Raw genomic sequence first — 24,337 nt, 5'->3', positions numbered from 1 at the left:
ATCGAGCGGATGCGTGTTTGATCTGGAGAATGACACCCCTTTCGGGTGGCTAACCGGCCGAGACCTTGCCAAAGACCGGTCAAAGACGCCAGAAGGGGCCTGAACCGGGCTCACGGGGTCAGCCGTCCGACGGCTTGCCACCCGAGCGGGGGGCGCCGACCGTGGCGCCCGCCTTGACCCCGCCGTCCTTGCCGGCCACCGGCGCCTCGAAGGACTCCAGCGCCTCCAGCACGTCCTGCACCCGCGAGATCTCGGTGTTGATGTCCTCGCGGCGGCGCACCAGGATCTCCAGCTCCCGCTTGCCCTCCTCGACCGTGCGCCGCGCCTCGCGGATCGCCTCGGCCTTCAGCTCCTCGGCCTCCCGGATCAGGGTCGCCTTCTTCTGCTCGGCCTCCTTCAGCAGGCCCTCCGCCTTCTTCACGGCGGCGATGCGCACCTTGCCCGCCTCCGAACTGGCGTCCGACATCAGCTCCTTGGCCTTCGCCTGCGCCTTGGCCAGCTGCTCCTCGGCCGCCTTGATGAGCGCGTCGCAGCGGTCACCGGTGGACTTCATCGTCTCGGCGGCCTCGCGGCGGGCGCGCTCGTGCAACTCCTCGATCTCGCCGGTGATCCGGTCGCGCAGCTCCTCCGCGCGCGTCCGGATGGCGGTGGCGTCCCGGCGCGCGCCGACCAGCAGCTCGTCGGCGTCCGTACGGGCCTTCTCCACCGTCGAGTTGCCCTCGACCGTCGCCTCCGCGACGATCCGCTCGGCCTCCTGGCGGGCCGCGCCCACCATGGTGTCGGCCTGCGACTCGGCGTCCGCGGTGGTCTTCAGCGCCTGCTGCTGCGCCTCGGTGAGCAGCTTGTCGGCCTCCGCCGCGGTCTCCGTGATGAGCGTGTCGACCTGCTCGGCCGCCTCCGAACGCCGCTTGTTGGCCTCCTGGCGGGCCTCGTCCAGGGTGCGTTCGGCGTCCTCGCGGGCCGCGCCGACCAGCCGCTCGGCCTCGGCAGCCGCCTCCGTCCGCAGCCGCTCGGCCTCGCCGCGCAGCCGCTCGGCGTGCTGCTGGGCGGAGCCGACCGTCTCGGCCGCCTCGGCCCGCAGCCGCTCGGAGTCACCGGTGGCGTCCGAGATCAGCTTCTCCGCCTTCGCGACGGCGTCGGCGCGTACCCGGTCGGCCTCGGTGAGCGCCTCCGTGCGCACCCGGTCGGCCTCGGCGGCCGTCTCCGTCTGGAGCAGCTCCGCCTCGTTGCGCGCCTCGGTGATGAGGGTGTCGGCCTGGGTCGCCGCGTCCGAGCGGATGCGGTTGGCGTCCTCCCGGGCCTCGGCGCGGGTCCGGGTGGCGTCCTGGTCGGCCTGGGCGATGGTGTCGGACGCCTCGGTGCGCACCCGCTGGGCGTGCGCCGCCGCGTCCGCTCGCAGCCGCTCCGACTCGGCGATGGCCTCGGCCATCGTCCGCTCGGCGAGCGCCTTCGCCGCCTCCGACTCCTCGTGCGCCTCGCGCCGCACCCGCGAGGCGTCCTCGCTCGCCCGCTCCCGCTCGGCGTAGGCGTCGCCGCGGACGCGGTCCGCCTCCTCCTCGGCCTCGCGCCGGGTACGGTCCGCCGCGTGCTCGGCGGCCGAGCGCAGCCCGGTGATCTCCTCCTGCGCCTGCTCGTGCAGCCCGGCGACGGAGTCCCGTACCTGCTGGGCGTGGAGCTCGGCGGCGGACACCATCTCGGTGGCCCGCCGCTCGGCCTCCTCGACCAGCCGGGTCGCCTCGGTCTGCGCCTCCTCCACGCGGGTGCGCGCGGAGGCCAGCAGCTCCTCGCTCTGCTCCCGCGCCCGCTCCCGCTCCTGCCCGGCCTCGGCGCGCGCGGCACCGAGGAGTTCCTCGGCCTCGCGGCGGCGCCGGGCGGCCTCCTCCTGGGCGGCGGCCAGCGTCTCGGACGCCTCCGCGGCCAGCCGCTCGGCGGCGGCCTGCGCCTCCGCGCGCAGCCGGTCGGCGGTGTCCTGGGCCTCGGTCTTCAGCCGCTCGGCCGCACCGGCCGCCTCCGAGCGCAGCCGTACCGCGATGGCCTCGCCCTCGGCGCGGGACGCGGACGCGTCGGACGCGGCCTCGTCGCGCAGCCGCTCGGCCTCCGCCTCGGCCTGCTGCTGGAGGGTGCGGATGCGTTCGGCGGCCTCCGAGCGCAGCCGCTCGGTCTCCTCGGCGGCCTCCCGGCGGATGCGGTCGGCCTCCGCACGGGCCTCGGACAGCGCCTGCTCGGCCGACGCGAGCCGCTCCTCGGCCTCCGTCCGCAGCCGGGTCAGCTCCTCGGCGGCCTCCGCGCGGCGGGCCTCCACGGCCCGCTCGGTCTCCTCGCGCAGCTCGCGCGCGGCCCGCTCGGCGTCCGCGGTGAGCGCCTCGGCCTGCTCGGTGGCCTCCGCGCGGTGCCGTTCGGCCTCCTTGCGGGTGCGCTCCAGGGTCTCCTCGGCCTGCCGGCGCAGCGACGTCGCCCGCTCGATGGCCTCGGTGCGGACCTTCTCGCTGTCCGCGGTCGCCGCCTGGCGCAGCTCGTCCGCGTCCGCCTTCGCCTTGGCCAGCAGCTCCTCGGCGGACCTGGCCGCCTCCTCGATCTGCTGGACGGCCTCGCGCCGGGCCTCGGCCCGGATGCGCTCGCCCTCGGCGACCGCGTCGGCGCGCAGCTGCTCGGCCTCGCCGCGCAGCCGGCGGGCCTCCTCCTGCAACTCGACCGTCTTGGCGCGGTACTCCTTGGTGTCGTCCTTCGCCGCGCCCTTGAGCTGCTCGGCGATGTCGTGCGCCTCGGCGCGCAGCCGGTCCGCCTCGGCCTCGGCCTCGGACCGGATGCGCTCGGCCTCCTCGGCGGCCGCCTTCGTGGTCCGCTTGGCCTCCTCGGCCGCCTTGTCCAGCACGTCCTCGGCGGTGCGGGCGGCCTTCGACAGCTGGGAGGCGGCCTCCTCGGCGGTGACCGTACGGGCCTTCTCGGCGGCCTCGGCGACGATCTTCTCGGCCTCGGCGCGGGCGTCGGCGACGAGCTGCTCGGCGTCGGCCCGGGTGGACTCGGCCTCCTTGGTGGCCTCGCTGACCAGCCGGGCGACCTGCTCCTTGGCGGTGCGCGTGCGCGTCTCGTTGGCGGCCTCGGCACCGGCGAGCGCCTTGGCGGCGGCCTCCTTGGCCTCCGTGACGACCTTCTCGGCCTCGCTCTGCGCCTTGCGCAGCGCCTCCTCGGCCTCGGTCATCCGCTGCTCGGCGGCCCGGCTCAGCTCCGTCGCCCGGCGCCGGGCGGCGTCGGACTCGGTGACGGTGGAGGTGCGCAGCTGCTCGGCGTGGTCGGTGGCCTCCTGCGCCTGCGTGGACGCGGCGTTCAGCAGCCGCTCGGCGTCGGCCCGGGCGCGGCGCAGCAGCTGCTCGGCCTCCGCGCGGGCGGACTCCGCCTCGCTCCGCAGGCGCTGGCGGGCCTCACCGGTGAGCCGCTCGGCCTCCGCGCGGGCGGCGGCCATGGCCTGCTCGGCCTCGGCGCGGGACTCCTCCAGCAGCCTGCGGGCCTGCTGCTCGGTGCGGGCCCGCAGCTGCTCGGCCCACGCCACGTTCTCGTTGACGTGCGACTCGACGGTCTGCCGGCGCTCGGCCAGCTCCTGGTCCAGCTGCTGGCGCCGGGCCACCGCCTCGGCGTGCAGCTCGGCCTGGAGCCGGGCGGCCTGCTCGGCGTGCTCCTGGAGGATGCGCTGGGTCTGCGCCCGGGCCTGGCTCAGCTCCCGCTCGGCGTCCTGGCGCAGCTGGTCGGCCTGGACCTGGGCATTGCGCAGCAACTGCTCGGCCTGGTAGCCGATGTCACCGCCGTCGTAGGCGGGCCGGGTCATGATGGTGCGCCGCGCCTCGTGCAGCTTGGCGCGCAGCACCTCGACCTGGTAGCCGAGGTCCTCGGCGTGCTGGATCGCCTTTTCCCGCTCGGTCTTCAGCCGCTTCATCTCGGCCTCGAACCGAGAGAGGTGGTCGACGTCAGCCGCCGGCTCTCGCTCCTGGCTCTCGTAGCCCCGCACTGCGCGGTCCCATCCGTCCCCTGGTCGCAAGCTTGTGGAAACGAGCTCCGTCCATCCGCCGGACGGGGCCCCCGGGGAATGGTGTCAGATCTACGGCGGAGCACGGGCTGCCGCCCCGACGCTCTTCCCCCGTAACCCGGACCCCGGCATGCGGCCGCCACCCGGGTGAAGCGGCGACCGCCCCCAACCCTACCGGCCCCTATGTACGAGGGTCAGTGCTCAGGTGACTCAACAGGGGCCGATGTGACCAGTTCTGTCAGTACGCCGTGGCAGTCCTTGGGGTGCAGGAAGGTGATCCGCGACCCCATGGAGCCCCGCCGCGGCTCGTCGTACAGGACGCGTACGCCCTTGCCGCGGATGTCCGCGGCGTCCGTGTCGACGTCCGCGGTGCCGAAGGCGATGTGGTGCACGCCCTCGCCGTTCTTCGCCAGCCACTTGCCGACCGCGGAGTCCTCGCGGGTCGGCTCCAGCAGCTGGAGGTAGGACGCCCCGCCGTCGGACGTCTCGTTGATCTTGAGCATGGCCTCCCGCACGCCCTGTTCCTCGTTGACCTCGGAGTGGAACACCTCGAAGCCGTACGTGGCCCGGTAGAACTCGACGGTGGCGTCGAGGTCGTGACAGGCGATCCCGATGTGGTCGATTCGCGTCAGCATGGTTTCAATGAAGCGCTCCCGGGGTGGTTACGCAACGTGCGCGCGATCACACCGACGGCCCGATGACGGGCTGGTCCCGCCTCAGTACATTCGAGGTAAACCCTCGTTCACTCCTCGGCTTTTCGCAGCTGGAAGGGGATCGCACCTCATGTCAGGAACGAACCGAGCCACCTCCGTCATCGTCGCGGGTGCTCGCACCCCGATGGGGCGGCTCCTGGGCTCGCTCAAGTCATTCTCCGGAGCCGATCTGGGCGGCTTCGCGATCAAGGCCGCCCTCGACCGTGCGGGGATCGGTGGCGACCAGGTGCAGTACGTGATCATGGGCCAGGTGCTCCAGGCCGGTGCGGGGCAGATCCCGGCGCGTCAGGCCGCGGTCAAGGCCGGCATCCCGATGAGCGTGCCCGCGCTCACCGTCAACAAGGTGTGCCTCTCCGGCCTCGACGCGATCGCGCTGGCCGACCAGCTGATCCGGGCCGGCGAGTTCGACATCGTCGTCGCCGGCGGTCAGGAGTCCATGACCAACGCCCCCCACCTGCTGCCGAAGTCCCGTGAGGGCTTCAAGTACGGGGCCGTCGAGATGCTCGACGCGATGGCCTACGACGGCCTGACCGACGCCTTCGAAAACGTCGCCATGGGCGAGTCCACCGAGAAGCACAACACGCGGCTCGGCATCGCCCGCGCCGAGCAGGACGAGATCGCCGCCCTGTCCCACCAGCGCGCCGCCGCCGCGCAGAAGAACGGCGTCTTCGAGGCGGAGATCACCCCCGTGGAGATCCCGCAGCGCAAGGGCGAGCCGGTCGTCTTCAGCAAGGACGAGGGCATCCGCGCCGACACCACCGCGGAGTCCCTCGGCAAGCTCCGCCCGGCCTTCTCCCGGGACGGTACGATCACCGCCGGCTCCTCCTCGCAGATCTCCGACGGCGCCGCCGCCGTGGTCGTGATGAGCAGGGCCAAGGCGGAGGAGCTGGGCCTGGAGTGGCTCGCGGAGATCGGCGCGCACGGCAACGTGGCGGGCCCGGACAACTCCCTCCAGTCCCAGCCGTCCAACGCCATCGCGCACGCGCTGAAGAAGGAGGGGCTGGAGGTCTCCGACCTCGACCTCATCGAGATCAACGAGGCGTTCGCCGCCGTCGCCGTCCAGTCGATGAAGGACCTCGGGGTTTCCCCGGAAAGGGTGAACGTCAACGGCGGTGCCATCGCCCTCGGTCACCCCATCGGCATGTCCGGTGCCCGTCTGGTGCTGCACCTGGCGCTGGAGCTGAAGCGCCGCGGCGGCGGGGTCGGCGCGGCCGCCCTCTGCGGTGGCGGCGGGCAGGGCGACGCGCTGATCGTGCGGGTGCCGAAGGCCTGAGCCGGGCCGCCGTAATCTCTTCGAACGGAGCTGTGATGCAGGACGTCTCCTCGCTGGTCGCCCAGGCCAGGGAAGGCCGGCCGCGGGCCGTGGCCCGGCTGATCTCCCTGGTGGAGGGGGCGTCACCGCAGCTCAGGGAGGTCATGGCGGCGCTCGCCCCGCTGACCGGCAACGCCTACGTCGTCGGTCTGACCGGCTCCCCGGGGGTCGGCAAGTCCACCTCGACGTCCGCGCTGGTGACCGCCTACCGCAAGCAGGGCCGCCGGGTCGGCGTCCTGGCCGTCGACCCGTCGTCGCCGTTCTCGGGCGGCGCCCTGCTCGGCGACCGGGTCCGCATGTCGGACCACGCCTCCGACCCCGGCGTCTACATCCGCTCCATGGCCACCCGGGGGCACCTCGGCGGCCTCGCCTGGTCCGCCCCGCAGGCCATCCGCGTGCTGGACGCGGCGGGCTGCGAGGTGATCCTGGTCGAGACGGTCGGCGTGGGCCAGTCGGAGGTGGAGATCGCCTCCCAGGCCGACACCTCGGTCGTGCTGCTCGCCCCGGGCATGGGCGACGGCATCCAGGCCGCCAAGGCGGGCATCCTGGAGATCGGCGACGTCTACGTCGTCAACAAGGCCGACCGCGACGGCGCCGACGCCACCGCGCGCGAACTGAACCACATGCTGGGCCTCGGCGAGTCCCGCGGCCCCGGCGACTGGCGCCCGCCCATCGTCAAGACCGTCGCCGCCCGCTCCGAGGGCGTCGACGAGGTGGTCGAGGCCCTGGAGAAACACCGGGCCTGGATGGAGGAGCACGGCGTGCTGGCCGAGCGGCGGCTGGCCCGGGCGGCCCGCGAGGTGGAGACCATCGCGGTCACCGCCCTGCGCACACGCATCGGCGACCTGCACGGCGACCGCCGCCTCAGCGCCCTGGCCGAACGCATCGTCACCGGCACCCTGGACCCCTACCGCGCGGCGGACGAACTCGTCGCGGGACTCACGGAGGGCTGACGCGGGGCCGGCACAGCGGCTCACGCAGGGCTGAGCCGCGGGCGCCGCCCACGGGACCCGCGCCCGGCGGCCGACCGCCGACGACCAGGGCCCCTCCGCCGAAAGACACGGCGGGCCGTGGGCGCCGCTGTTATCGTCTGCCGCATGTTCCTCGTCATGGCGTAGAGCGCGCACCGCGCCCGCGCACCGCGGCCGCCTCACGGCCGGCGGTGGCGCGGCGCTCCGGTGTCCCCTCTCCCGCCCGAAGCGAGGAACCCCAGCCATGCCCGCGTCCACGTCGTCGCGCCCTGCCCTGCCTGCACCGCCGCGGCCCACGTATGCCGCCGTGCTGCGCCTCCCGCACGCCCGCCGCACCTTCGCCGCCGCCCTGACGGCCCGGCTGTCCTACGGCACGGTCTCGCTCGCCGTGCTGCTGTCCGTCACCCGGGCCACCGGGTCCTACGCCGTCTCCGGCGCCGTGATGTCCCTGTTCGGCGCCACGAGCGTCTTCCTGATGCCGCTGCGGGCCCGGCTCATCGACCGCTGGGGCCCGCGCCGCGCCCTGCCGCCGCTGGCGGTGTCCTACGGGGTCACGCTGTCCGCCCTGGCCGCCCTCACCTGGCGCCCCGGGGCACCGGTCGCCGCCCTCGGCGCGGTCGCCGCTCTCGCGGGTGCCTGCGCGCCCCCGCTGGGTCCGGCCATGCGCGCGGTATGGGCCCGGCTCGCCGACGACCGCCGCCTGGTGCAGCGGGCCTACAGCCTGGACGGGGTCGCCGAGGAACTGCTGTTCGTGTCCGGTCCGGCGCTGGTGGGCGCTTTGCTGGGGTACGGGCCGCCGGCCTGCGCGATCCTGCTGAGCGCGGCCGTGAACGTGGCGGGCACCTGCGCCTTCGTCACCTCCCCGGCCCTGCCCGGACCGCGCCCCGGCCGGGCGCCCCGCCCGCGGGAGCGGCGCCCGCGCCCCGGCCCCGGCCGCGGGCTGCTGCCCCCGGTCGTGGTGGCCGCCGGCCTCGGGCTGGCGCTCAGCGGTGTGGAACTGCTGGTCATGGCCTTCGTGGCCCGGCGGTCCTACGACACCGCCCTGGTGCCGTGGGTGCTGGGCGCGCTCTCCGCGGGCAGCGCCGTGGGCGGGCTGCTCAACGGGGCGGTCGACTGGCGCACGCCCGCGCGGGTGCGGCTGCCGTGGACGGCGGCCGGGCTCGGCGCCGTTCTCGCCGCCGCGGGCCTCGCCCCCGGCCTGTGGACGCTCACCGCGGCCATGGCGGGCGCGGGTGTGTTCCTCGCCCCGGCGCTGACAACGGCGTACCTGCTGGCCGACGAGGCCGCAGGCGAGGACTCCCGGACGCGGGCCGGCGCCTGGGTGAACACGGCGTTCAACGCGGGCGTCGCGTTCGGGGCGCTGCTCGCCGGACTGCTGGCGGGCCGGCTGCCGTCGGCGGTGTGCTTCGGGCTGGCGGGGGCCACCGCGGTGCTCGCGGCGCTGACCGCGGCGGTCCTGGGCGGCGCGGCCGCGGGGGCGCGGGCGGGGGCGCCGGGCGTCCGCTGACGCGGGGCCGTGCGCCCGCCCGGCGCCGCGGGGGTGGCTAGGGACGCCCCCGCTGCCCGCGCAGGTGCTCACCGATCGGCTTGAGCGCCTTGTCCAGCTCCCGCAGCGCCTCGGGCGACAGCAGGTCGATGAAATGTCTGCGCACGGACGCCACGTGGTGCGGCGCCACCTTCTGCATCGTCTGCATGCCGTGCTCGGTGAGCACGGCGTACAGTCCCCGGCGGTCGGACTCGCAGTTCTCGCGCCGCACGAGGTCCGCGTTCTCCATCCGCGTGATCTGGTGGGAGAGCCGGCTCTTGGACTGCAAGGTGGCGGAGGCGAGGTCGCTCATCCGCATCCGTACGTCCTCCGACTCGGAGAGGTTCACCAGGATCTCGTAGTCGTTCATTGTCAGGCCGAACGGCTGGAGGTCCCTTTCGAGCTGGTACGTCAACAGCCTGTTGACCTCCAGGTGGGTGCGCCAGGCGCACTGCTCCGCATCGGTCAGCCAGCGCGTGGCCGTCTCGGTCTCCATGAATGAAGTCTACCTAAGAAGTTGAAAGCCGAACTACTGACGGTGGTGTGACTGCGCGCACGCGTTCGATGTCACACTCCGCAGACTACCGCTCACAGCCCGAAGCGACGCTGGAGGTCCCCCAGCTGTCCGGGAAGGCGCGGTGCCCCCGGCGGCTGCGCTGGGTGCCCGCCCGGCACCCCGGCACCGCCACCACCGGGCACCCCCGGGCCGTGCGGGACCGCCCCCGTCGCCTGCTCCGCCATGAGCGCCTCCGACGACTGCAGCAGGACGGTGCCCGCTCCCACGAACTCGAACTGGTGCTCCTCGCCGGACGCCCCGCCCAGGCCTGTCATCGCACGTAGACCCCCCATGACACCCGTCAGATACCCGTGGTCGTAGTGGTGGCACGGCGAGGGGCAGTCGGCCCACCCGACGAGCGCCTGCGGGTCCACCCGCAGCGGGGGTTCCAGGAAGACCACCGGCCCGTTGGACGCGGCCACGAACTTTCCGGTTCCGATCAGGGTGAGGAAGCCCGGCACGATCGACTGCTTGAGCGAAAGAGTTGGCTGAAAAGCGAGCAGGTTGCCCGAGCGAATGGTCAGGTTGCCCTCGTCCAGATCGTACGAATTGACGTCGAAGGCCCGGTCGGCGAGCAGCATCTTGCCCGAACCCTCGGCGACGACCCAGTCGCTCGCGTGCAGAGGCGAATGGAACGACGTACGGACGAGTCGGTCGAGCCGGCCGTGCCCGACGCCGTTGAAATCGATCGTCCCGTAGTAGGCGATCATCTTCCCCTTCTGAAGGAACCACTGCCCGCCCTTGAGCTCCACGCAGAAGGTGTACGCGTTCACGTTGTCGTCGGCGGGCAGGGTCGCCGGGTCGTACACCGCCGGGCCGCCGCCCGCCGCCCCGTATCCGCTCACAGCTTCTCCTCCGACGCCTGGACGTACACCGTGCCGCTGCCGCTCAGCTCCAGCTGGAACGCCTCGCCTGAGCCGCGCCCCACCATGTCGCGCCAGCCCAGGGCGGCGGACAGGCGGTTGCGCACGTCGCCGTGGTGGGCGACGTAGGCCTGCGGGTCGACGTGCACCGGGCGCTGCGGGGTGATCGGGATCTCGAAGACGCCGCCGTGCGCCATCACGGCCACGGCCCCTTGCCCGGTGAGCGTGGTGGTGAACAGCCCCTGCCCGGTGACCTGCCCGCGCACCATGCCCATCACGCCGCCCTGCGAGCCCATGAACATCGTGCCCTGCCGCAGGGTGCCCTCGAAGGCGAGCAGCCGGTCCGCCTCGACGTGGAGGGTGTCCCCGGTGAGGTTGACGACGTGGACGTGGTGGCCGCCGTGCCCGAAGAAGACGGTGCCGCTGCCCTCCACGGTCATCAGCGGCGTCGCCTCGCCGGCGACCCGCCGCCCGATCATGGACATCACGCCGCCCTGCCCGCCCTGGACGTTGGGCGTGAAGGAGACGTCGCCGCGGTAGGCGAGCATGGCGCCGCGCTGGCTGAACAGCCGGGTGCCGGGCGCCACCGTCGCCTCGACCATCTTGGAGTTGACCTCGCGCAGCGCCATCTACACGTCCCCCGCGACGGTGGCGCGCTCGCTCGGCTGTACGTACACCAGCCCGTCCCCCTCGAAGCGGATCTGGAAGGCCTCCCCGCCGCCCTCGCCGAGAAGGGTGCGGAAGGTCACACCGGACTGGAAGGACTGGCGGACGCTGCCCTGGTGGGCCACGTAGGCGCCCGGGTCGACGACCAGCGGGTACTGGGGGCTCACCCGGAGCACGACGGCCGGGCCGTCCGAGGTGATCGCCACCTGCCCGTGTCCCTCGACGGTCGTGGTGAACAGGCCGTTGCCCTGGGAGGCGCCGCGCACCCCGGTGAACGTCGTCCCGGTCCGCAGCCCGGCGTCCGCGGCGAGCAGGTTGCCGGACTCCACGTACAGGGTGTCCCCGTGCAGCGCGACCAGGTTGATCTCCGCGGCCCGGTCCGCGAACCAGCAGGTCCCGTGCCCCTTCACCTCCATCACCGTCATCTGCTCGCCGGTGATCCGCCGCGTCACCATCCCGCGCAGCCCCTCACCGCCGCCGCTCAGCTTCTTGAACGCCATCTGCCCGTCGTACGCGACCATCGAGCCGTTCCTGGCCTTCACGGCATCCCCGGTCATGTCGACGGCCAGGACCTTGCTTCCCTGGAGTCGGAACATCGCCACGCTGTGACGGTAGCGGGGAGCGGCTCGCGGGGGACAGACCCCACCCGTGAGGTCATCGCCGACGTTTGCCACAATGGACGGACCTTGTGCTTCCGTTCACAAAGGCGTCCGCCCCGCACGGCGGACCCGCAGTGACCGCGCCGTCAGCGACTCTTCAGCGACTCTCCCACCGAAGGTGACCCGTGGACCTCAAGACAGCATCCGCCATCCGCCGCCTCCGTCTGGTCTCCGTACCGGAGGGCATCTCCTGGATCGTCCTCGCGGCGTGCACGATCATCAAGTACACGGCGGCCCCCGGCTTCGACGCGGCCCCGGTGCTCGGTCCGATCCACGGCGTGCTGTTCATCCTGTACCTGCTGTTCTGGCTGGACGCCTGGAACCGCACCAAGTGGAACGCGGGCAAGGCCGCCCTCTACTTCGCCTTCTCGATCATCCCCGGCGGCGGGTTCGTCGCGGAGCGCCGGCTGCGCCGGGAGTCCGAGGACGCGGTCATCGCCGCCCGCGCGCGCCAGGAAGGGGTGGTGAACGCATGATCGTCGCCTTCTCCGTCACGCCCCTGGGTGTCGGCGAGGACGTGGGGGAGTACGTCGCCGACGCCGTCCGCGTGGTCCGGGACTCCGGCCTGCCCCACCGCACCGACGCCATGTTCACCTCCGTCGAAGGGGAGTGGGACGAGGTCATGGACGTCGTGAAGCGTGCCGTCGCCGCCGTCGAGGCACGCGCCCCGCGCGTCTCCCTGGTCCTCAAGGCCGACATCCGGCCCGGAGTGACCGACGGCCTCACCTCCAAGGTCGCGACGGTCGAACGGCACCTCGCCGGCTGACCCCGGCCACGCGCACCGACCCCGGCCCTCTCAGGGCCGGGGTTTTCTTCGACCGAGCATTGAGCGACCGCTCAAAAAACGGTACCTTCACCCTCAGGCGTCTTGAGCAGTCGCTCAACACCGCAGGTGAGAACGGTCGTTCCGGGGGGACAGGCATGAGGCTCTACATCGAGGCGCGCATCCGGGCCGATCTGGACGAGCTGTGGGCCCGCACCCAGGACCCCGCCCAGCACCGGCGCTGGGACCTCCGCTTCACCGAGATCGACCACCTCCCGCGCGCGGACGCGGGCCCGCAGCGCTTCCGGTACGCGACGCGCGTGCTGCCGTTCCTGACCGTGTCCGGCACCGGCGTCTCGGCGGGGGAGCGGGACCGCCCCGACGGCACCCGCACCTCGGCCCTGCGCTTCGCCTCCGCCCACCCGCTCTCCCTGATCGCCGAGGGCAGCGGCTACTGGCGTTACGTCCCGGGCCCCGACGGGGTCCGCTTCCTCACCGGTTACGACTACCGCCCCCGCTGGGGCCCCCTCGGCGCGCCGGCCGACCGGCTGGTGCTGCGCCCGCTGATGGGCTGGGCCACCGCCTGGTCCTTCGACCGGCTGCGGCTGTGGCTGGAGCGCGGGATCACCCCCCGGCGCGCCCTCGCCCACTGGCTCGCCGAACTGGCCGTACGCGCCCTCGTCGTGGCCGGCTGCCTCACCGGCCTGGCCGCCGGACCCCCGCGCGACGGCCTCGGCCCGCTCGCGCCCGCCCTGGCCTACCTGTGCCCGCTGCTGCTGCTCACCGTCCTCTGCCTCGCCCTGTGCGCGGCGCCCCTCCCGGTCACCCCGGCCGCCCGCCGCTGTCTGCGCACCCCGCCCGCGCCGGTGCGCGCCCCCCGCCTCCTGCGCACCCTGGAGAAGCAGCACCCATGACCTCGACGACCCTCCCGGCCACCACCCCGGCCTCCCTGTTCGCCACCGCGATGGGCCCCGCCTTCCACCGCCTCCACCCCCAGCTCCAGCGCCGCTTCTCGGTCGGCCTGGCGAGCGGGGAGGCCTGCACCGGGCGGGGGGTGATGGACCGGATCTGGCACGGCCCGGCGTTCGTGAAGCCGTTCCTGGCGCTCGGCGCCACCCGCAACATCCTGGTGCCGAGGGCCGCGCGGAACGTCCCCTTCGTCATCGAGAACGTGCCGTACGCCGACTCCTTCGGCCGTGAGACGGTGACCTTCGTGCGCACCTTCGACCTGCCCGGCCGCCCCCGGCGCTTCGACGCCCAGATGGTGCTCAGTCCCAAGGGCGACCGCGTCCTCGACTACCTCGGCACCCACCAGCACCTGGCCAGCGAGCTGCACCTGCACGCCGAGCCCGACGGCTCCCTGCTGATCCGCTCCGGCGAGCACCGCTTCCGGGAGGGCCGCGTGGACGTCCGGGTGCCCGCACTGATCGGCGCCACGGCCGAGGTCAGGGAGTCCTACGACGACGACCTGGGCCGCTTCCGCGTCGCGGTCCGGGTGGTCAACCGGTACGCCGGGCCGCTCTTCGGCTACGAGGGGTCGTTCACGGCGTCGTACACGCGCGTCCGGGGCCGCGGCGTGCGGCCGGGTCTGAAGCCGGTGCGGGAGGAGGCGCGCGCATGAGCCCGGAGACGGCCAAGTCGCTCGAGACGAAGACGAAGCTGCTGGAGGGCGCGCTGCGCACGCTCACCGAGCAGGGGATCGCCAAGACGTCCGCCCGGACCGTCGCCGCGGCCGCCGGCGTCAACCAGGCGCTCGTCTTCTACCACTTCGGCTCGGTGGACGAACTTCTCGCGGCCGCCTGCCGGTACGGCGCCGAGCAGGCCGTGTCGCGCCACCGCGCGCGGCTCGCCGCGGCCGGCTCGCTGTCCGAACTGCTCGCCGTCGGCCGGGAGATCCACGAGCGGGAACGGGCCGGCGGCCAGGTCGCGCTGCTCGGTCAGCTGCTCGCCGGCGCCCAGACCCACGCGAGCCTGCGACCGGCCACCGCCGCCGGGCTCGACCTGTGGATCGCCGAGATCGAGCGGGTGCTGCGCAGGGTGCTCCCGGCGACCCCGTTCGGCGAGTACGCCGACCCGGCCGGACTGGCCCGCGCGGTCGCGGCGTCCTTCGTCGGCCTGGAGCTGTACGAGGGCGTGGACGAGGCCGGCGCCCACGCGGCCCTGGACGCCCTGGAGCACCTCGGTGCCCTGGTGGCGGCGCTGGAGGCGCTCGGCCCGGTCGCCCAGCGCGCGGTCCGCCACCACCTGCGCCGCACCGGCCGCCGCTGAGCCGGGAGCCCGGCCGCCACCGAGCCGGGGGACCGGCCGCCGCCGCGCCCGGAGCCCGGCCCGCCACCGCGCCGGTGGCCCGGATGACCGAAGGCCGAGACGGGGCTGCCCGTCATATGACCGGCCGGTAGGGTCTGATGCCGTGCCGAAGCCTCTCAGCCTTCCCTTCGACCCCATCGCCCGCGCCGACGAGCTGTGGAAGCAGCGGTGGGGAAACGTCCCGTCCATGGCGGCGATCACCTCCATCATGCGGGCCCACCAGATCCTGCTGGCCGAGGTCGACGCGGTGGTCAAGCCCTACGGACTGACGTTCGCGCGGTACGAGGCGCTGGTGCTGCTGACCTTCTCCAAGGCCGGTGAGCTGCCCATGTCCAAGATCGGCGAGCGGCTGATGGTGCACCCGACCTCGGTGACGAACACCGTCGACCGGCTGGTGCGGTCGGGCCTGGTCGCCAAGCGGCCCAATCCGAACGACGGGCGCGGCACGCTCGCCACCATCACCGACAAGGGGCGCGAGGTGGTCGACGCGGCCACCCGGGACCTGATGGCGATGGACTTCGGGCTCGGGGTCTACGACGCCGAGGAGTGCGCGGAGCTGTTCGCGATGCTGCGGCCGCTGAGGGTCGCGGCACACGACTTCGACGAGGAGTGACCCGGGACAAGATCTCCCGGAACGGGCGGTTACGCTCGACGGCATGAAAAAGAGCGTGCTGACCCGCTACCGCGTCCTGGCCTACACCACAGGCGTCCTGCTGGTCCTGCTGTGCCTGAGCATGATCGCGAAGTACGGTCTGGACATCGACGGCGCCGCCGACTTCACGCGGGTCGTCGCCATCGCGCACGGGTGGCTGTACGTGATCTACCTGGTCTTCGCCTTCGACCTGGGCTCCAAGGCGAAGTGGCCGGTCGGCAAGCAGCTGTGGGTCCTGCTGGCGGGCACCATCCCGACCGCCGCCTTCTTCGTGGAGCGCCGCATCAGCCGCGAGCTGGACGGCAGGACGGCCGCTCCGGCGCCGGCCGCGGTCAAGGCCTAGCCGCAGGCGGCACGGCCGGACCGGACGGTCCGGCGCCCGGCGTCCGGGCGCCCTCGTCGGGTCTCCGGACGACCGGCTCCACCGCCGTACGAGTGCCGTGCGGTGGTCTGCCATCGACATTTACTTGGACGTCCTAGTAAATTTGACCGCATGGATGCTCACGCGATCGACGAGGGCCGCCGCCGCTGGCAGGCCCGCTACGACGCGGCGCGCACGCGCGACGCCGACTTCACCACGCTCTCCGGCGACCCCGTGGAGCCCGTCTACGGGCCCCGGCCCGGGGACACCTACGAGGGGTTCGAGCGGATCGGGTGGCCCGGGGAGTACCCCTTCACGCGCGGACTGCATCCGACCGGCTACCGGGGGCGGACCTGGACGATCCGCCAGTTCGCCGGGTTCGGCAACGCCGAGCAGACCAACGAGCGGTACAAGATGATCCTGGCGGCCGGCGGCGGAGGCCTGTCCGTGGCCTTCGACATGCCGACGCTGATGGGCCGCGACTCCGACGACCCGCGCGCGCTCGGCGAGGTCGGGCACTGCGGCGTCGCCATCGACTCCGCCGCCGACATGGAGGTGCTGTTCCAGGACATCCCGCTGGGCGAGGTGACCACCTCGATGACCATCAGCGGGCCCGCCGTGCCCGTCTTCTGCATGTACCTGGTCGCCGCCGAGCGCCAGGGCGTCGACCCGGCGGTGCTCAACGGCACGCTCCAGACCGACATCTTCAAGGAGTACATCGCCCAGAAGGAGTGGCTCTTCCAGCCGGAGCCCCACCTGCGCCTGATCGGCGACCTCATGGAGTACTGCGCGGCCGGCATCCCCGCGTACAAGCCGCTGTCCGTCTCCGGCTACCACATCCGCGAGGCCGGGGCGACGGCCGCGCAGGAGCTGGCGTACACGCTGGCCGACGGGTTCGGCTACGTCGAGCTGGGGCTGAGCCGCGGGCTGGACGTCGACGTCTTCGCGCCCGGGCTGTCCTTCTTCTTCGACGCCCACCTCGACTTCTTCGAGGAGATCGCCAAGTTCCGCGCCGCCCGCCGCATCTGGGCGCGCTGGATGCGGGACGTCTACGGGGCGAAGACCGACAAGGCCCAGTGGCTGCGCTTCCACACCCAGACCGCCGGGGTGTCGCTGACCGCGCAGCAGCCGTACAACAACGTGGTCCGCACGGCCGTGGAGGCGCTGGCCGCGGTGCTCGGCGGCACCAACTCGCTGCACACCAACGCCCTGGACGAGACCCTCGCGCTGCCCAGCGAGCAGGCGGCGGAGATCGCGCTGCGCACCCAGCAGGTGCTGATGGAGGAGACCGGGGTCGCCAACGTGGCCGACCCGCTGGGCGGCGCCTGGTACGTGGAGCAGCTGACGGACCGGATCGAGGCCGACGCGGAGAAGATCTTCGAGCAGATCAAGGAGCGGGGACTGCGGGCCCACCCGGACGGCCGGCACCCGATCGGCCCCGTCACCTCCGGCATCCTGCGGGGCATCGAGGACGGCTGGTTCACCGGGGAGATCGCGGAGTCCGCCTTCCGCTACCAGCGCTCCCTGGAGAAGGGCGAGAAGCGGGTCGTCGGCGTCAACGTCCACACCGGGTCGGTCACCGGGGACCTGGAGATCCTGCGGGTCAGCCACGAGGTGGAGCGCGAGCAGGTGCGGGTGCTGGCCGAGCGGCGCGCCGCACGCGACGAGACCCGGGTCCGCGCGGCCCTTGACGCCATGCTCGCCGCGGCCCGCTCGGGCAGCAACATGATCGCGCCGATGCTGGACGCGGTCCGCGCGGAGGCGACGCTCGGCGAGATCTGCGGGGTGCTGCGCGAGGAGTGGGGCGTCTACACGGAGCCCGCGGGCTTCTAGGACAGCCCCACGACAGGCCCTAGGCCTCGGCGGCGGGCGGTACCGGCGGGCTCGCGGGCTCCCGGTGCCGCCCGTCGCCGTCCGGCGCCCTGCCGCCGCCCGGTGCCCCGGCGCCGGCGGGTGTCTCCGGCTGGGCGGCCAGGCCCAGCAGCAGGATGCGGGTGAAGCCGCGCACCCACTCCTCGTCCGCCGGCTTGCCGCTGACCAGGGTGCGGTGCACGACCGCGCCCGCGACGATGTCGAAGATCAGGTCCACCGTGCGGGCGGACTCCACCGGGTCCGGCTCCGGGGGGAGTTCGCCGCGCTGCTGGGCCCGCGCGCGGCCCTCCAGGACCAGGCGCATCTGCCGGTCCACGATGGAGGCGCGGATGCGTTCGCGCAGGGCGTCGTCGCGTGTCGACTCCGCGATCACCGCCATCAGCCCGCTCCTGGCCTCGGGCCGCGCCAGGATGGTGGCGAACTGCAGGACCACGCCCTCGATGTCGGCGGCCAGGGTGCCGCGGTCGGGCAGCCGCAGTTCGTCGAAGAGTTCGGCGACCGCGTCGACGACCAGTTCGTTCTTGCCCGCCCAGCGCCGGTACAGCGTCGTCTTCGCCACCCCGGCCCGGGTCGCCACGTCCCCCAGGGTGAGCTTGGACCAGCCGAGGTCGACCAGCGCCTCCCGTGTGGCGGCCAGGATCGCGGCGTCCGCGGTCGCGCTGCGCGGGCGTCCGGAACGGCTGGCGGGGGTGCGGCTCTGCATTCCCCGACCATAACCGGCCATTCCCGCGCCGCCGTGAGGGAGATCACCGGGGGGTGGTGTCGCCGGTGTCCCCGATGGCATTACGCTACGACTCGTAGCGAAAACCCGTGCGGGACGTGCGCGGGTCACGCTCACGAGTGACGACCACGGGGTGCGGGGTGGGGACCCGGCACCCGGGCAGTACGAGGACCAGCCGCCGACCGGCCGCAGACCAGCGGCGGGCCGGCGGAGCACGGCGGACGGCGGGCGGACCGGCGGGCGGGCAACGGCCCGGCGGCGGCCCGGCTTTCGGACCGTTTTCACACACGCGCGGGGAACGGGGGAGGATAGACGCATGCAGCCACGGAACATGTCCATGAGCGGCGTCGTCGACCTCGCCGCGGTGAAGGCGGCCCAGGACGCCAAGGCCAAGGCGGAGCAGGCGCGCGCCGAGGCCGCCCGGCAGGGCGGCGGCGCCGGAGCCGTCTCCCCGGCCGATCTCGTCATCGACGTCGACGAGGCCACCTTCGAACGCGATGTCCTCCAGCGGTCCGCCGAGGTGCCGGTCGTCATCGACTTCTGGGCCGAGTGGTGTCAGCCCTGCAAGCAGCTGAGCCCGGTCCTGGAGCGGCTGACCGTCGAGTACGCCGGGCGCCTGCTCCTCGCCAAGATCGACGTCGACGCCAACCAGATGCTGATGCAGCAGTTCGGGGTCCAGGGGATCCCGGCCGTCTTCGCCGTGGTGGCGGGACAGGCGCTGCCGCTGTTCCAGGGAGCGGCCTCCGAGCAGCAGATCCGGCAGACCCTGGACCAGCTGGTGCAGGTCGCGGAGGAGCGGTTCGGGCTGACCGGCCTGGCCGTCGACCCGGACGGGCAGCCGGGCGGCGCCCCCGCGCACGAGGTGCCCGCGGGGCCGTACGACGCCCTGCTGGAGGCCGCCGTACGGGCGCTGGACGCCGGCGACCTGGGCGGAGCCGTCCAGGCCTACAAGAACGTGCTCGGCGACGACCCGGGCAACAGCGAGGCCAAGCTCGGTCTGGCGCAGGCCGAGCTGCTCCAGCGGGTGCAGGACCTGGACCCGCAGCGGGTGCGCCAGGACGCGGCGGAGCGGCCGGGCGACGCCGGGGCGCAGATCGCGGCGGCGGACCTGGACCTGGTGGGCGGTCATGTCGAGGACGCCTTCGGGCGGCTGATCGACACCGTGCGCCGGACGGCGGGGGACGAGCGGGACGCCGTACGCCGCCGGCTGCTGGAGCTGTTCGAGATCGTCGGCGCCGACGACCCGCGGGTCGTCGGGGCGCGCCGGGCACTGGCGCGGGCGCTGTTCTGACCGGTGGGCCGGGTGCGGCGGCGGCACGGTGGTGACCAGTCGCTAAACGCCCCGGCGGGTGTGATGCCGGCGTGAAAGATCGGCCGGTGGGACGCGAGGGCGGCCGCGCTTTGCCAAATCTTGGTAATCGCGGCCGCTGTTACTCGCAGTAAATCAGGGGCGTTGTTCTGTCTGGGTCTGTCCAGCAATCAACTGTTTTGCTCAGCCCCTCGGCGGCACCCAGCGTCGCGCAACGAGACCGCTAGGTCGTTGTTCGGTTATCCGGCCGTTACTAGCGAGTAACGAACCCCCTTGTGCAGGCGCCGAGAATGCACCACGATCGGCGACGCTCGGTCCATTCCCGTACCCCGGCATCCGGCCGGGTGACGAGAGACTGTGGGTCCCCACCGGGCAGGGCCGGCGGCAGTGGCGCCGGCCCTGGGACAGGGGGGTCTTCGCCGTCCGGTGAAGCCTGTCCAGCAAGGTTGTGCGTGATGCGTGTCAGGCGCGACCAGTGGTTGTCGCTCGGGGGTGATCGCCGGTGATTCGGGCGCTGTTCGCGCCGCCGAGTACGGGCGCTCCCCTTCCCGAGGACGTAGCACTTCTCCCATCCCTGCCCGGCTGAGCCGCCGATCCAGGGGCGTTGCCAGGGCCAGGAGATGTACGTCCGAGAAGGAGGAAATATGGAGTCCCAGGTGCGTGGCGGGACCAGATGGAAGCGGTTCGCTGTGGTCATGGTGCCCAGCGTCGCCGCCACGGCGTGTATAGGTGTCGCCCTCGCGCAGGGTGCTCTGGCCGCGTCGTTCAGTGTGTCCGGCCAGTCGTTCAAGGTGTCGGCCGACTCGCTCGTGGGCACCGGCTTCGAGCAGTACGGCGCCATCGACAGCGGTTACACGCTGGACGGCAAGAAGACGGCTCACCCGGTGGCCGTCTCGGCGTTCAAGCACGCCGAGATCACCAACCTGTGCCAGTCCGTGGTCACCCCGGACGTGCCGGTGTTCGGCAGCGTCAGCCTGATCCTGCGGGCGGGCGGCGAGGGCCACGACAAGGTCCAGGCCGAGAACATCTACATCGATGTGGCCGACCTCAACGCCGACGCGACGTTCGAGAACATCGACATCGGTGTGGCCGCCAAGGACGCCGCCAAGGGTCCGGGCATGAAGGGCGGCGGCGAGCAGGCCAACCCCTACGGGTTCGCCCAGCAGGCCGACAAGGCGACGCTGATCGGCGTGAAGCAGACGGCGTGGGCGACCACCGCCGGCACCTTCAAGCTCAGCGGTCTGCACATGTCGCTGTCGACGGGTGCCAAGGAGTGCTACTAAGCACTCGCTGACGGGCGGGGGAGCCGGTGGCGCCCCCGCCCGTCCACTCTCCGGCCGCGTGCTCACTCGCGGCACACTTCACCACAGCAACACCGCACCAGGGAGCTGTTTTCCATGAGCGCCGAGACCCCTGCCGCCGCACCCGGCCCCTCCGTCGACCGGAGGCAGCAGTTCCGCGCCTGGCGGGGCGCCCGACCGTTCTGGGCCGGCCTGTTCGTCCTGCTCGGCGGCCTTCCGATCATGTACTTCCCGTACGCCCACCTCCAGCTCGGGCATCTCACGCTGGCGATGGCGACCACCGCGGGAGCCGGGTCCCTGATCATCGGTGTGCTGCTCATCGTCCTGGGCATCAGCCTCTGGTTCCAGAAGCACGTACGGGTCTTCGCGGGCGTCGCGGCGATCCTGCTGGCGCTGGTGTCCATCCCCGTGGCCAACTTCGGCGGCTTCGTCATCGGCTTCCTGCTCGCCCTGATCGGCGGCGCGATGGCCGTGTCGTGGGCGCCGGGCGCCGTACCGCAGCCGCCGGCCGGGCCGCAGCCCGCTCCCGCCGAGGGCGGCGCCCCCGGGAGCGCGCCGCTGGACGGCCCCGGCCAGGACGGCCACTACGGCCTGCCCGGTCAGCGCGGCCTGGACGGACACCGCGGCCCGGACGGATACCACGGCCCGGACGGACAGCACGGACCCTACGGCCGGGACGCCGACGGGACGGGCGACGTGCGGGACCTGTCAGGAACGAGCCCGGCCAACGGGGCGAACGGGAGGCACAGTGCCGGCTGACGAGGTGACCCACGGGACCGATGTGGACGAGTCCCGTGCGAGAACCGGGCCCCGCCACGCGGCACCCAAGAAGCCGCTGTTCACCAGGTTCCACATGCCGGCCGGCAAGGCGATAGCCACGGTCGCGATGCCGACCGCGGTCCTCATGGGCATGGGATTCACGTCCTCCCTCGCCCTCGCCGACAGCACCGGCTCGCCCTCGCCGTCGACCACCTCCAAGAGCCTGAGCGCGGACGAGTACAAGGACTGCGTCGAGGCACTCGACCCCGACGCCTCCGCCTCGGCCACGCCGTCGCCCTCCGCGAGCGCCTCCTCCTCGGCCACGCCGTCGCCCTCGGCCACGGCCGGCCAGGACGAGCCGGGCAAGACCTCGTCGCCGGATTCAGGTTCCGACGAACAGGCCACGCCCGCGCCCACGGCCACGCAGGGCCCGGACTCCGGTCCGGACTCCGGCTCCGGCGGTTCCTCGGGCTCGTCGGGTTCCCCGGGCGGTACGGCCGGCGGCTCCTCCGGCGGCGACACGGCCACGCCGGCCCCGTCGGCGTCGCGCAGCAGCGGCAACCTGCTCGACACCGTCGGCGACACGATCAGCGACACCGTGACCGGCATCCTCACCGGCGGCGGTTCGGGTTCGGCCCCCAGCGCGAGCCCCACGCCGTCCGCGTCCTCGACGCCCTCGCCGTCGTCCTCCCCGGACACGCCGGGCACGTCGGGGTCGACGGGCACCTCGGGGTCGACGGGTTCCGGCGGCAGTCAGGGCGGCGGCTCCGGCACGGCCGGGGACACGGTCTCCAAGACCACCAAGAAGGTCACGGACACGCTGGGGGACGCCACCGACGCGGCGTCCAAGGCGGCCGCGGACACCGCCGGGAAGGCCGCAGAGGCGACCGGTTCGGCCACGCCCAGCCCCTCCGCCGACGCCACGGACCCGGCGGACGGCTGCCCGGTCGCCACGGACGACACCGGCGGCGTCGACAACAAGGTGCCGGTGGCGGCCGACCCCTGGTACCTGAGCGCCAGCTCGCTGACGCTCAAGGGCGCCGACTACCAGGGCATCGTCAAGGTGAGGACGGCCGACGGCACCGTCAAGAAGGTGCTCAAGTACGTCATCTCCGGCGGCACCGACATCGGCGACCTGCACCAGACCGTGCAGGACAAGCAGTCCGGCAAGACCTACCACGTGCAGGCGTCCGCCGGCTCGACGTCCACCATCCGCGACGGCGACACGGTGATGTACACCGAGAGCATCTCCGGGAACCTGTTCGGTCTGATACCCGTGACGTTCAGCCCCGACAGCCCGCCGCCGCTGAACATCCCGCTGATCTACTTCACCAAGGCCAAGGTGGTCCAGGCCGCCCAGTTCGGCGGTTCCCTGCACGTGCCCGGCATGCACGTGTACACCACCGACTGAGCGGACCTACGAACCCTTCCGGGAGCCGCGGAAGAAACTGAGGGCGCCCCCTGCCGAGCAGGGGGCGCCCTCAGCGCCGTACGGGGCCTGTGGCCGGTCGGTCAGTCGGTGTCCTCGACGCCGCCCACGTGGTGGACGCGGACCATGTTGGTGGTGCCGGGGACGCCGGGGGGCGAGCCGGCGGTGATGATGACGGTGTCGCCCGCGTTGAAGCGGCCCAGCTTGGCCAGCTCCTGGTCCACCATGTCGACCATCTCGTCGGTGGAGTTCACGAACGGCACGACGTGCGACTCCACGCCCCAGCTGAGGGTCAGCTGGTTGCGGGTGCCCTCGTCGGTGGTGAACGCCAGGACCGGCTGGGCGGCGCGGTAGCGGGACAGCCGGCGGGCGGTGTCACCGGACTTGGTGAACGCGATCAGGCCCTTGCCGCCGAGGAAGTCGGCGATCTCGGCGGCGGCACGCGCGACGGAACCGCCCTGCGTGCGCGGCTTCTTGCCCGGCACCAGCGGCTGCAGGCCCTTGGAGAGCAGCTCCTGCTCGGCCGCCTGCACGATCTTCGACATCGTCTTGACGGTCTCGATCGGGTACGCGCCCACGCTGGACTCGGCCGACAGCATGACCGCGTCGGCGCCGTCCAGGATCGCGTTGGCCACGTCGGAGGCCTCGGCGCGGGTGGGGCGGGAGTTGGTGATCATCGACTCCATCATCTGGGTCGCCACGATCACCGGCTTGGCGTTGCGCCGGCACAGCTCGATCAGGCGCTTCTGCACCATGGGGACCTTCTCGAGCGGGTACTCGACGGCCAGGTCGCCACGGGCCACCATGACGGCGTCGAACGCCGCGACGACGGCCTCCATGTTCTCCACCGCCTGCGGCTTCTCCACCTTGGCGATGACCGGGACCCGGCGGCCCTCCTCGTCCATCACCTTGTGGACGTCGGCGACGTCCTTGGCGTCGCGGACGAAGGACAGGGCGACCATGTCGCAACCCATGCGGAGGGCGAAGCGGAGGTCCTCGACGTCCTTCTCGGACAGCGCGGGCACGTTCACGGCCGCGCCGGGCAGGTTGATGCCCTTGTGGTCGGAGACGACGCCGCCCTCGACGACGATCGTGCGCACCCGGGGGCCCTCGACCGAGACGACCCGCAGCTCGACGTTGCCGTCGTTGATCAGGATCTGGTCGCCGCGCGAGACGTCGCCCGGCAGGCCCTTGTAGGTGGTGCCGCAGATCTGCTTGTCGCCCGGGACGTCCTCGGTCGTGATGACGAACTCGTCACCGCGCTCCAGCTCGACCGGACCCTCGGCGAAGGTCTCCAGACGGATCTTCGGGCCCTGGAGGTCGGCGAGGACGCCGACGGCGCGCCCGGTCTCCTTGGAGGCGGCGCGGACGCGGTCGTACCGCGCCTGGTGCTCGGCGTGGGAGCCGTGGCTGAAGTTGAAGCGGGCCACGTTCATGCCCGCCTCGAGCATGGCGACGAGCATCTCGTGGGAGTCGACCGCGGGGCCGAGAGTACAGACGATTTTCGAACGGCGCATGGGGCGATCCTATCGGTTTGTTTCGCTGCGGAATATTCCGTCTGGCGGAAGATACAAATGGGC

The 24,337-nt window shown here is 72.9% G+C and carries 23 protein-coding genes; 15 read left to right on the top strand and 8 right to left on the bottom strand.

Annotated features, from left to right (window positions below):
* Positions 1 to 118: 118 nt before the first annotated feature.
* Complete coding sequence (gene scy / locus ACZ6CZ_RS24265; protein ID WP_469024781.1) at positions 119 to 4,000, bottom strand: polarized growth protein Scy; 3,882 nt, start codon at positions 3,998 to 4,000, stop codon at positions 119 to 121.
* Positions 4,001 to 4,212: 212 nt separating this feature from the next.
* The gene (mce, locus tag ACZ6CZ_RS24260) at positions 4,213 to 4,653 is read right to left on the bottom strand and encodes a methylmalonyl-CoA epimerase (RefSeq protein WP_469024778.1); all 441 of its coding nucleotides are present in this window, start codon (positions 4,651 to 4,653) and stop codon (positions 4,213 to 4,215) included.
* A gap of 148 nt (positions 4,654 to 4,801) precedes the next feature.
* On the opposite strand from mce, the gene ACZ6CZ_RS24255 reads away from it, so the two are divergent.
* The 3 genes from ACZ6CZ_RS24255 (at position 4,802) to ACZ6CZ_RS24245 (ending at position 8,521) form a co-directional block, all read left to right on the top strand.
* Positions 4,802 to 6,004: an acetyl-CoA C-acetyltransferase gene (locus ACZ6CZ_RS24255; RefSeq protein ID WP_469024776.1), complete on the top strand. Its 1,203-nt coding sequence runs from the start codon at positions 4,802 to 4,804 to the stop codon at positions 6,002 to 6,004.
* A gap of 35 nt (positions 6,005 to 6,039) precedes the next feature.
* Positions 6,040 to 6,996 carry a methylmalonyl Co-A mutase-associated GTPase MeaB gene (meaB, locus tag ACZ6CZ_RS24250; RefSeq protein ID WP_469024774.1) on the top strand — a complete coding sequence of 319 codons (957 nt, stop codon included), beginning with the start codon at positions 6,040 to 6,042 and terminating at the stop codon, positions 6,994 to 6,996.
* Positions 6,997 to 7,258: 262 nt separating this feature from the next.
* Positions 7,259 to 8,521, top strand: a complete 1,263-nt coding sequence (locus ACZ6CZ_RS24245) for an MFS transporter (protein ID WP_469024772.1) — start codon at positions 7,259 to 7,261, stop codon at positions 8,519 to 8,521.
* Positions 8,522 to 8,558: 37 nt separating this feature from the next.
* On the opposite strand, the gene ACZ6CZ_RS24240 is transcribed toward ACZ6CZ_RS24245, so the two are convergent.
* From ACZ6CZ_RS24240 to ACZ6CZ_RS24225, 4 genes are all read right to left on the bottom strand, one after another.
* Positions 8,559 to 9,035 carry a MarR family winged helix-turn-helix transcriptional regulator gene (locus tag ACZ6CZ_RS24240; RefSeq protein WP_469024769.1) on the bottom strand — a complete coding sequence of 159 codons (477 nt, stop codon included), beginning with the start codon at positions 9,033 to 9,035 and terminating at the stop codon, positions 8,559 to 8,561.
* A gap of 92 nt (positions 9,036 to 9,127) precedes the next feature.
* Positions 9,128 to 9,940, bottom strand: a complete 813-nt coding sequence (locus tag ACZ6CZ_RS24235; protein WP_469024766.1) for an AIM24 family protein — start codon at positions 9,938 to 9,940, stop codon at positions 9,128 to 9,130.
* Positions 9,937 to 10,587, bottom strand: a complete 651-nt coding sequence (locus ACZ6CZ_RS24230; RefSeq protein ID WP_469024763.1) for an AIM24 family protein — start codon at positions 10,585 to 10,587, stop codon at positions 9,937 to 9,939. Before ACZ6CZ_RS24230 ends, ACZ6CZ_RS24235 begins: the two co-directional genes overlap by 4 nt.
* Positions 10,588 to 11,220: an AIM24 family protein gene (locus tag ACZ6CZ_RS24225; protein ID WP_469025232.1), complete on the bottom strand. Its 633-nt coding sequence runs from the start codon at positions 11,218 to 11,220 to the stop codon at positions 10,588 to 10,590. It abuts the gene before it with no gap.
* 188 nt (positions 11,221 to 11,408) lie between these two features.
* Between ACZ6CZ_RS24225 and ACZ6CZ_RS24220 the strand changes: the two genes are divergently transcribed.
* From ACZ6CZ_RS24220 to ACZ6CZ_RS24185, 8 genes are all read left to right on the top strand, one after another.
* Entirely contained in the window at positions 11,409 to 11,759 is a 351-nt protein-coding gene (locus ACZ6CZ_RS24220; protein ID WP_469024760.1) for a DUF3817 domain-containing protein, read from the top strand.
* Entirely contained in the window at positions 11,756 to 12,049 is a 294-nt protein-coding gene (locus ACZ6CZ_RS24215) for an MTH1187 family thiamine-binding protein (RefSeq protein ID WP_469024757.1), read from the top strand. Before ACZ6CZ_RS24220 ends, ACZ6CZ_RS24215 begins: the two co-directional genes overlap by 4 nt.
* Positions 12,050 to 12,204: 155 nt before the next feature.
* Positions 12,205 to 12,960 carry a hypothetical protein gene (locus ACZ6CZ_RS24210; protein ID WP_469024755.1) on the top strand — a complete coding sequence of 252 codons (756 nt, stop codon included), beginning with the start codon at positions 12,205 to 12,207 and terminating at the stop codon, positions 12,958 to 12,960.
* A complete protein-coding gene (locus tag ACZ6CZ_RS24205) occupies positions 12,957 to 13,667 on the top strand; it encodes a DUF4166 domain-containing protein (protein WP_469024752.1) in 711 nt (236 codons plus the stop codon). The genes ACZ6CZ_RS24210 and ACZ6CZ_RS24205 overlap by 4 nt, the downstream gene beginning before the upstream one ends.
* A complete protein-coding gene (locus ACZ6CZ_RS24200; protein ID WP_469024749.1) occupies positions 13,664 to 14,314 on the top strand; it encodes a TetR/AcrR family transcriptional regulator in 651 nt (216 codons plus the stop codon). Before ACZ6CZ_RS24205 ends, ACZ6CZ_RS24200 begins: the two co-directional genes overlap by 4 nt.
* A gap of 142 nt (positions 14,315 to 14,456) precedes the next feature.
* Positions 14,457 to 14,966, top strand: a complete 510-nt coding sequence (locus ACZ6CZ_RS24195) for a MarR family winged helix-turn-helix transcriptional regulator (protein WP_469024746.1) — start codon at positions 14,457 to 14,459, stop codon at positions 14,964 to 14,966.
* A 43-nt stretch (positions 14,967 to 15,009) separates the two neighbouring features.
* Entirely contained in the window at positions 15,010 to 15,348 is a 339-nt protein-coding gene (locus ACZ6CZ_RS24190) for a DUF3817 domain-containing protein (RefSeq protein WP_469024743.1), read from the top strand.
* A 150-nt stretch (positions 15,349 to 15,498) separates the two neighbouring features.
* Positions 15,499 to 17,199 (top strand): acyl-CoA mutase large subunit family protein, encoded by a 1,701-nt coding sequence (locus tag ACZ6CZ_RS24185; RefSeq protein ID WP_469024740.1) that lies wholly within the window; start codon positions 15,499 to 15,501, stop codon positions 17,197 to 17,199.
* Between the two features lie 19 nt (positions 17,200 to 17,218).
* On the opposite strand, the gene ACZ6CZ_RS24180 is transcribed toward ACZ6CZ_RS24185, so the two are convergent.
* Positions 17,219 to 17,941, bottom strand: coding sequence for a TetR/AcrR family transcriptional regulator (locus ACZ6CZ_RS24180; RefSeq protein WP_469024738.1), 723 nt, complete (start codon positions 17,939 to 17,941; stop codon positions 17,219 to 17,221).
* A gap of 334 nt (positions 17,942 to 18,275) precedes the next feature.
* Here ACZ6CZ_RS24180 and ACZ6CZ_RS24175 point away from each other — a divergent pair, with 334 nt between their 5' ends.
* From ACZ6CZ_RS24175 to ACZ6CZ_RS24160, 4 genes are all read left to right on the top strand, one after another.
* The gene (locus tag ACZ6CZ_RS24175; protein WP_469024735.1) at positions 18,276 to 19,250 is read left to right on the top strand and encodes a tetratricopeptide repeat protein; all 975 of its coding nucleotides are present in this window, start codon (positions 18,276 to 18,278) and stop codon (positions 19,248 to 19,250) included.
* A 662-nt stretch (positions 19,251 to 19,912) separates the two neighbouring features.
* Positions 19,913 to 20,551 (top strand): DUF6230 family protein, encoded by a 639-nt coding sequence (locus tag ACZ6CZ_RS24170; RefSeq protein WP_469024732.1) that lies wholly within the window; start codon positions 19,913 to 19,915, stop codon positions 20,549 to 20,551.
* Between the two features lie 114 nt (positions 20,552 to 20,665).
* Entirely contained in the window at positions 20,666 to 21,328 is a 663-nt protein-coding gene (locus tag ACZ6CZ_RS24165; RefSeq protein ID WP_469024729.1) for a DUF6114 domain-containing protein, read from the top strand.
* Positions 21,318 to 22,739 (top strand): hypothetical protein, encoded by a 1,422-nt coding sequence (locus tag ACZ6CZ_RS24160; protein ID WP_469024726.1) that lies wholly within the window; start codon positions 21,318 to 21,320, stop codon positions 22,737 to 22,739. The genes ACZ6CZ_RS24165 and ACZ6CZ_RS24160 overlap by 11 nt, the downstream gene beginning before the upstream one ends.
* Positions 22,740 to 22,840: 101 nt before the next feature.
* On the opposite strand, the gene pyk is transcribed toward ACZ6CZ_RS24160, so the two are convergent.
* Complete coding sequence (gene pyk, locus ACZ6CZ_RS24155) at positions 22,841 to 24,274, bottom strand: pyruvate kinase (protein WP_469024723.1); 1,434 nt, start codon at positions 24,272 to 24,274, stop codon at positions 22,841 to 22,843.
* Positions 24,275 to 24,337: the final 63 nt, after the last annotated feature.

This window comes from Streptomyces sp. NPDC041135 (assembly GCF_055592085.1).
This window is presented reverse-complemented; position numbering and strand designations above follow the sequence as displayed.

Bases quoted from the DNA above. Each gene is read 5' to 3' on its own strand.
- ACZ6CZ_RS24245 (WP_469024772.1), top strand. From the start codon at position 7,259: ATGCCCGCGTCCACGTCGTCGCGCCCTGCCCTGCCTGCACCGCCGCGG.
- ACZ6CZ_RS24185 (WP_469024740.1), top strand. From the start codon at position 15,499: ATGGATGCTCACGCGATCGACGAGGGCCGCCGCCGCTGGCAGGCCCGC.
- ACZ6CZ_RS24225 (WP_469025232.1), bottom strand. From the start codon at position 11,220: ATGTTCCGACTCCAGGGAAGCAAGGTCCTGGCCGTCGACATGACCGGG.
- ACZ6CZ_RS24205 (WP_469024752.1), top strand. From the start codon at position 12,957: ATGACCTCGACGACCCTCCCGGCCACCACCCCGGCCTCCCTGTTCGCC.
- ACZ6CZ_RS24165 (WP_469024729.1), top strand. From the start codon at position 20,666: ATGAGCGCCGAGACCCCTGCCGCCGCACCCGGCCCCTCCGTCGACCGG.
- ACZ6CZ_RS24170 (WP_469024732.1), top strand. From the start codon at position 19,913: ATGGAGTCCCAGGTGCGTGGCGGGACCAGATGGAAGCGGTTCGCTGTG.
- ACZ6CZ_RS24255 (WP_469024776.1), top strand. From the start codon at position 4,802: ATGTCAGGAACGAACCGAGCCACCTCCGTCATCGTCGCGGGTGCTCGC.
- ACZ6CZ_RS24175 (WP_469024735.1), top strand. From the start codon at position 18,276: ATGCAGCCACGGAACATGTCCATGAGCGGCGTCGTCGACCTCGCCGCG.
- meaB (WP_469024774.1), top strand. From the start codon at position 6,040: ATGCAGGACGTCTCCTCGCTGGTCGCCCAGGCCAGGGAAGGCCGGCCG.
- ACZ6CZ_RS24200 (WP_469024749.1), top strand. From the start codon at position 13,664: ATGAGCCCGGAGACGGCCAAGTCGCTCGAGACGAAGACGAAGCTGCTG.
- ACZ6CZ_RS24180 (WP_469024738.1), bottom strand. From the start codon at position 17,941: ATGCAGAGCCGCACCCCCGCCAGCCGTTCCGGACGCCCGCGCAGCGCG.
- pyk (WP_469024723.1), bottom strand. From the start codon at position 24,274: ATGCGCCGTTCGAAAATCGTCTGTACTCTCGGCCCCGCGGTCGACTCC.
- mce (WP_469024778.1), bottom strand. From the start codon at position 4,653: ATGCTGACGCGAATCGACCACATCGGGATCGCCTGTCACGACCTCGAC.
- ACZ6CZ_RS24240 (WP_469024769.1), bottom strand. From the start codon at position 9,035: ATGGAGACCGAGACGGCCACGCGCTGGCTGACCGATGCGGAGCAGTGC.
- ACZ6CZ_RS24190 (WP_469024743.1), top strand. From the start codon at position 15,010: ATGAAAAAGAGCGTGCTGACCCGCTACCGCGTCCTGGCCTACACCACA.
- ACZ6CZ_RS24215 (WP_469024757.1), top strand. From the start codon at position 11,756: ATGATCGTCGCCTTCTCCGTCACGCCCCTGGGTGTCGGCGAGGACGTG.
- ACZ6CZ_RS24230 (WP_469024763.1), bottom strand. From the start codon at position 10,587: ATGGCGCTGCGCGAGGTCAACTCCAAGATGGTCGAGGCGACGGTGGCG.
- ACZ6CZ_RS24210 (WP_469024755.1), top strand. From the start codon at position 12,205: ATGAGGCTCTACATCGAGGCGCGCATCCGGGCCGATCTGGACGAGCTG.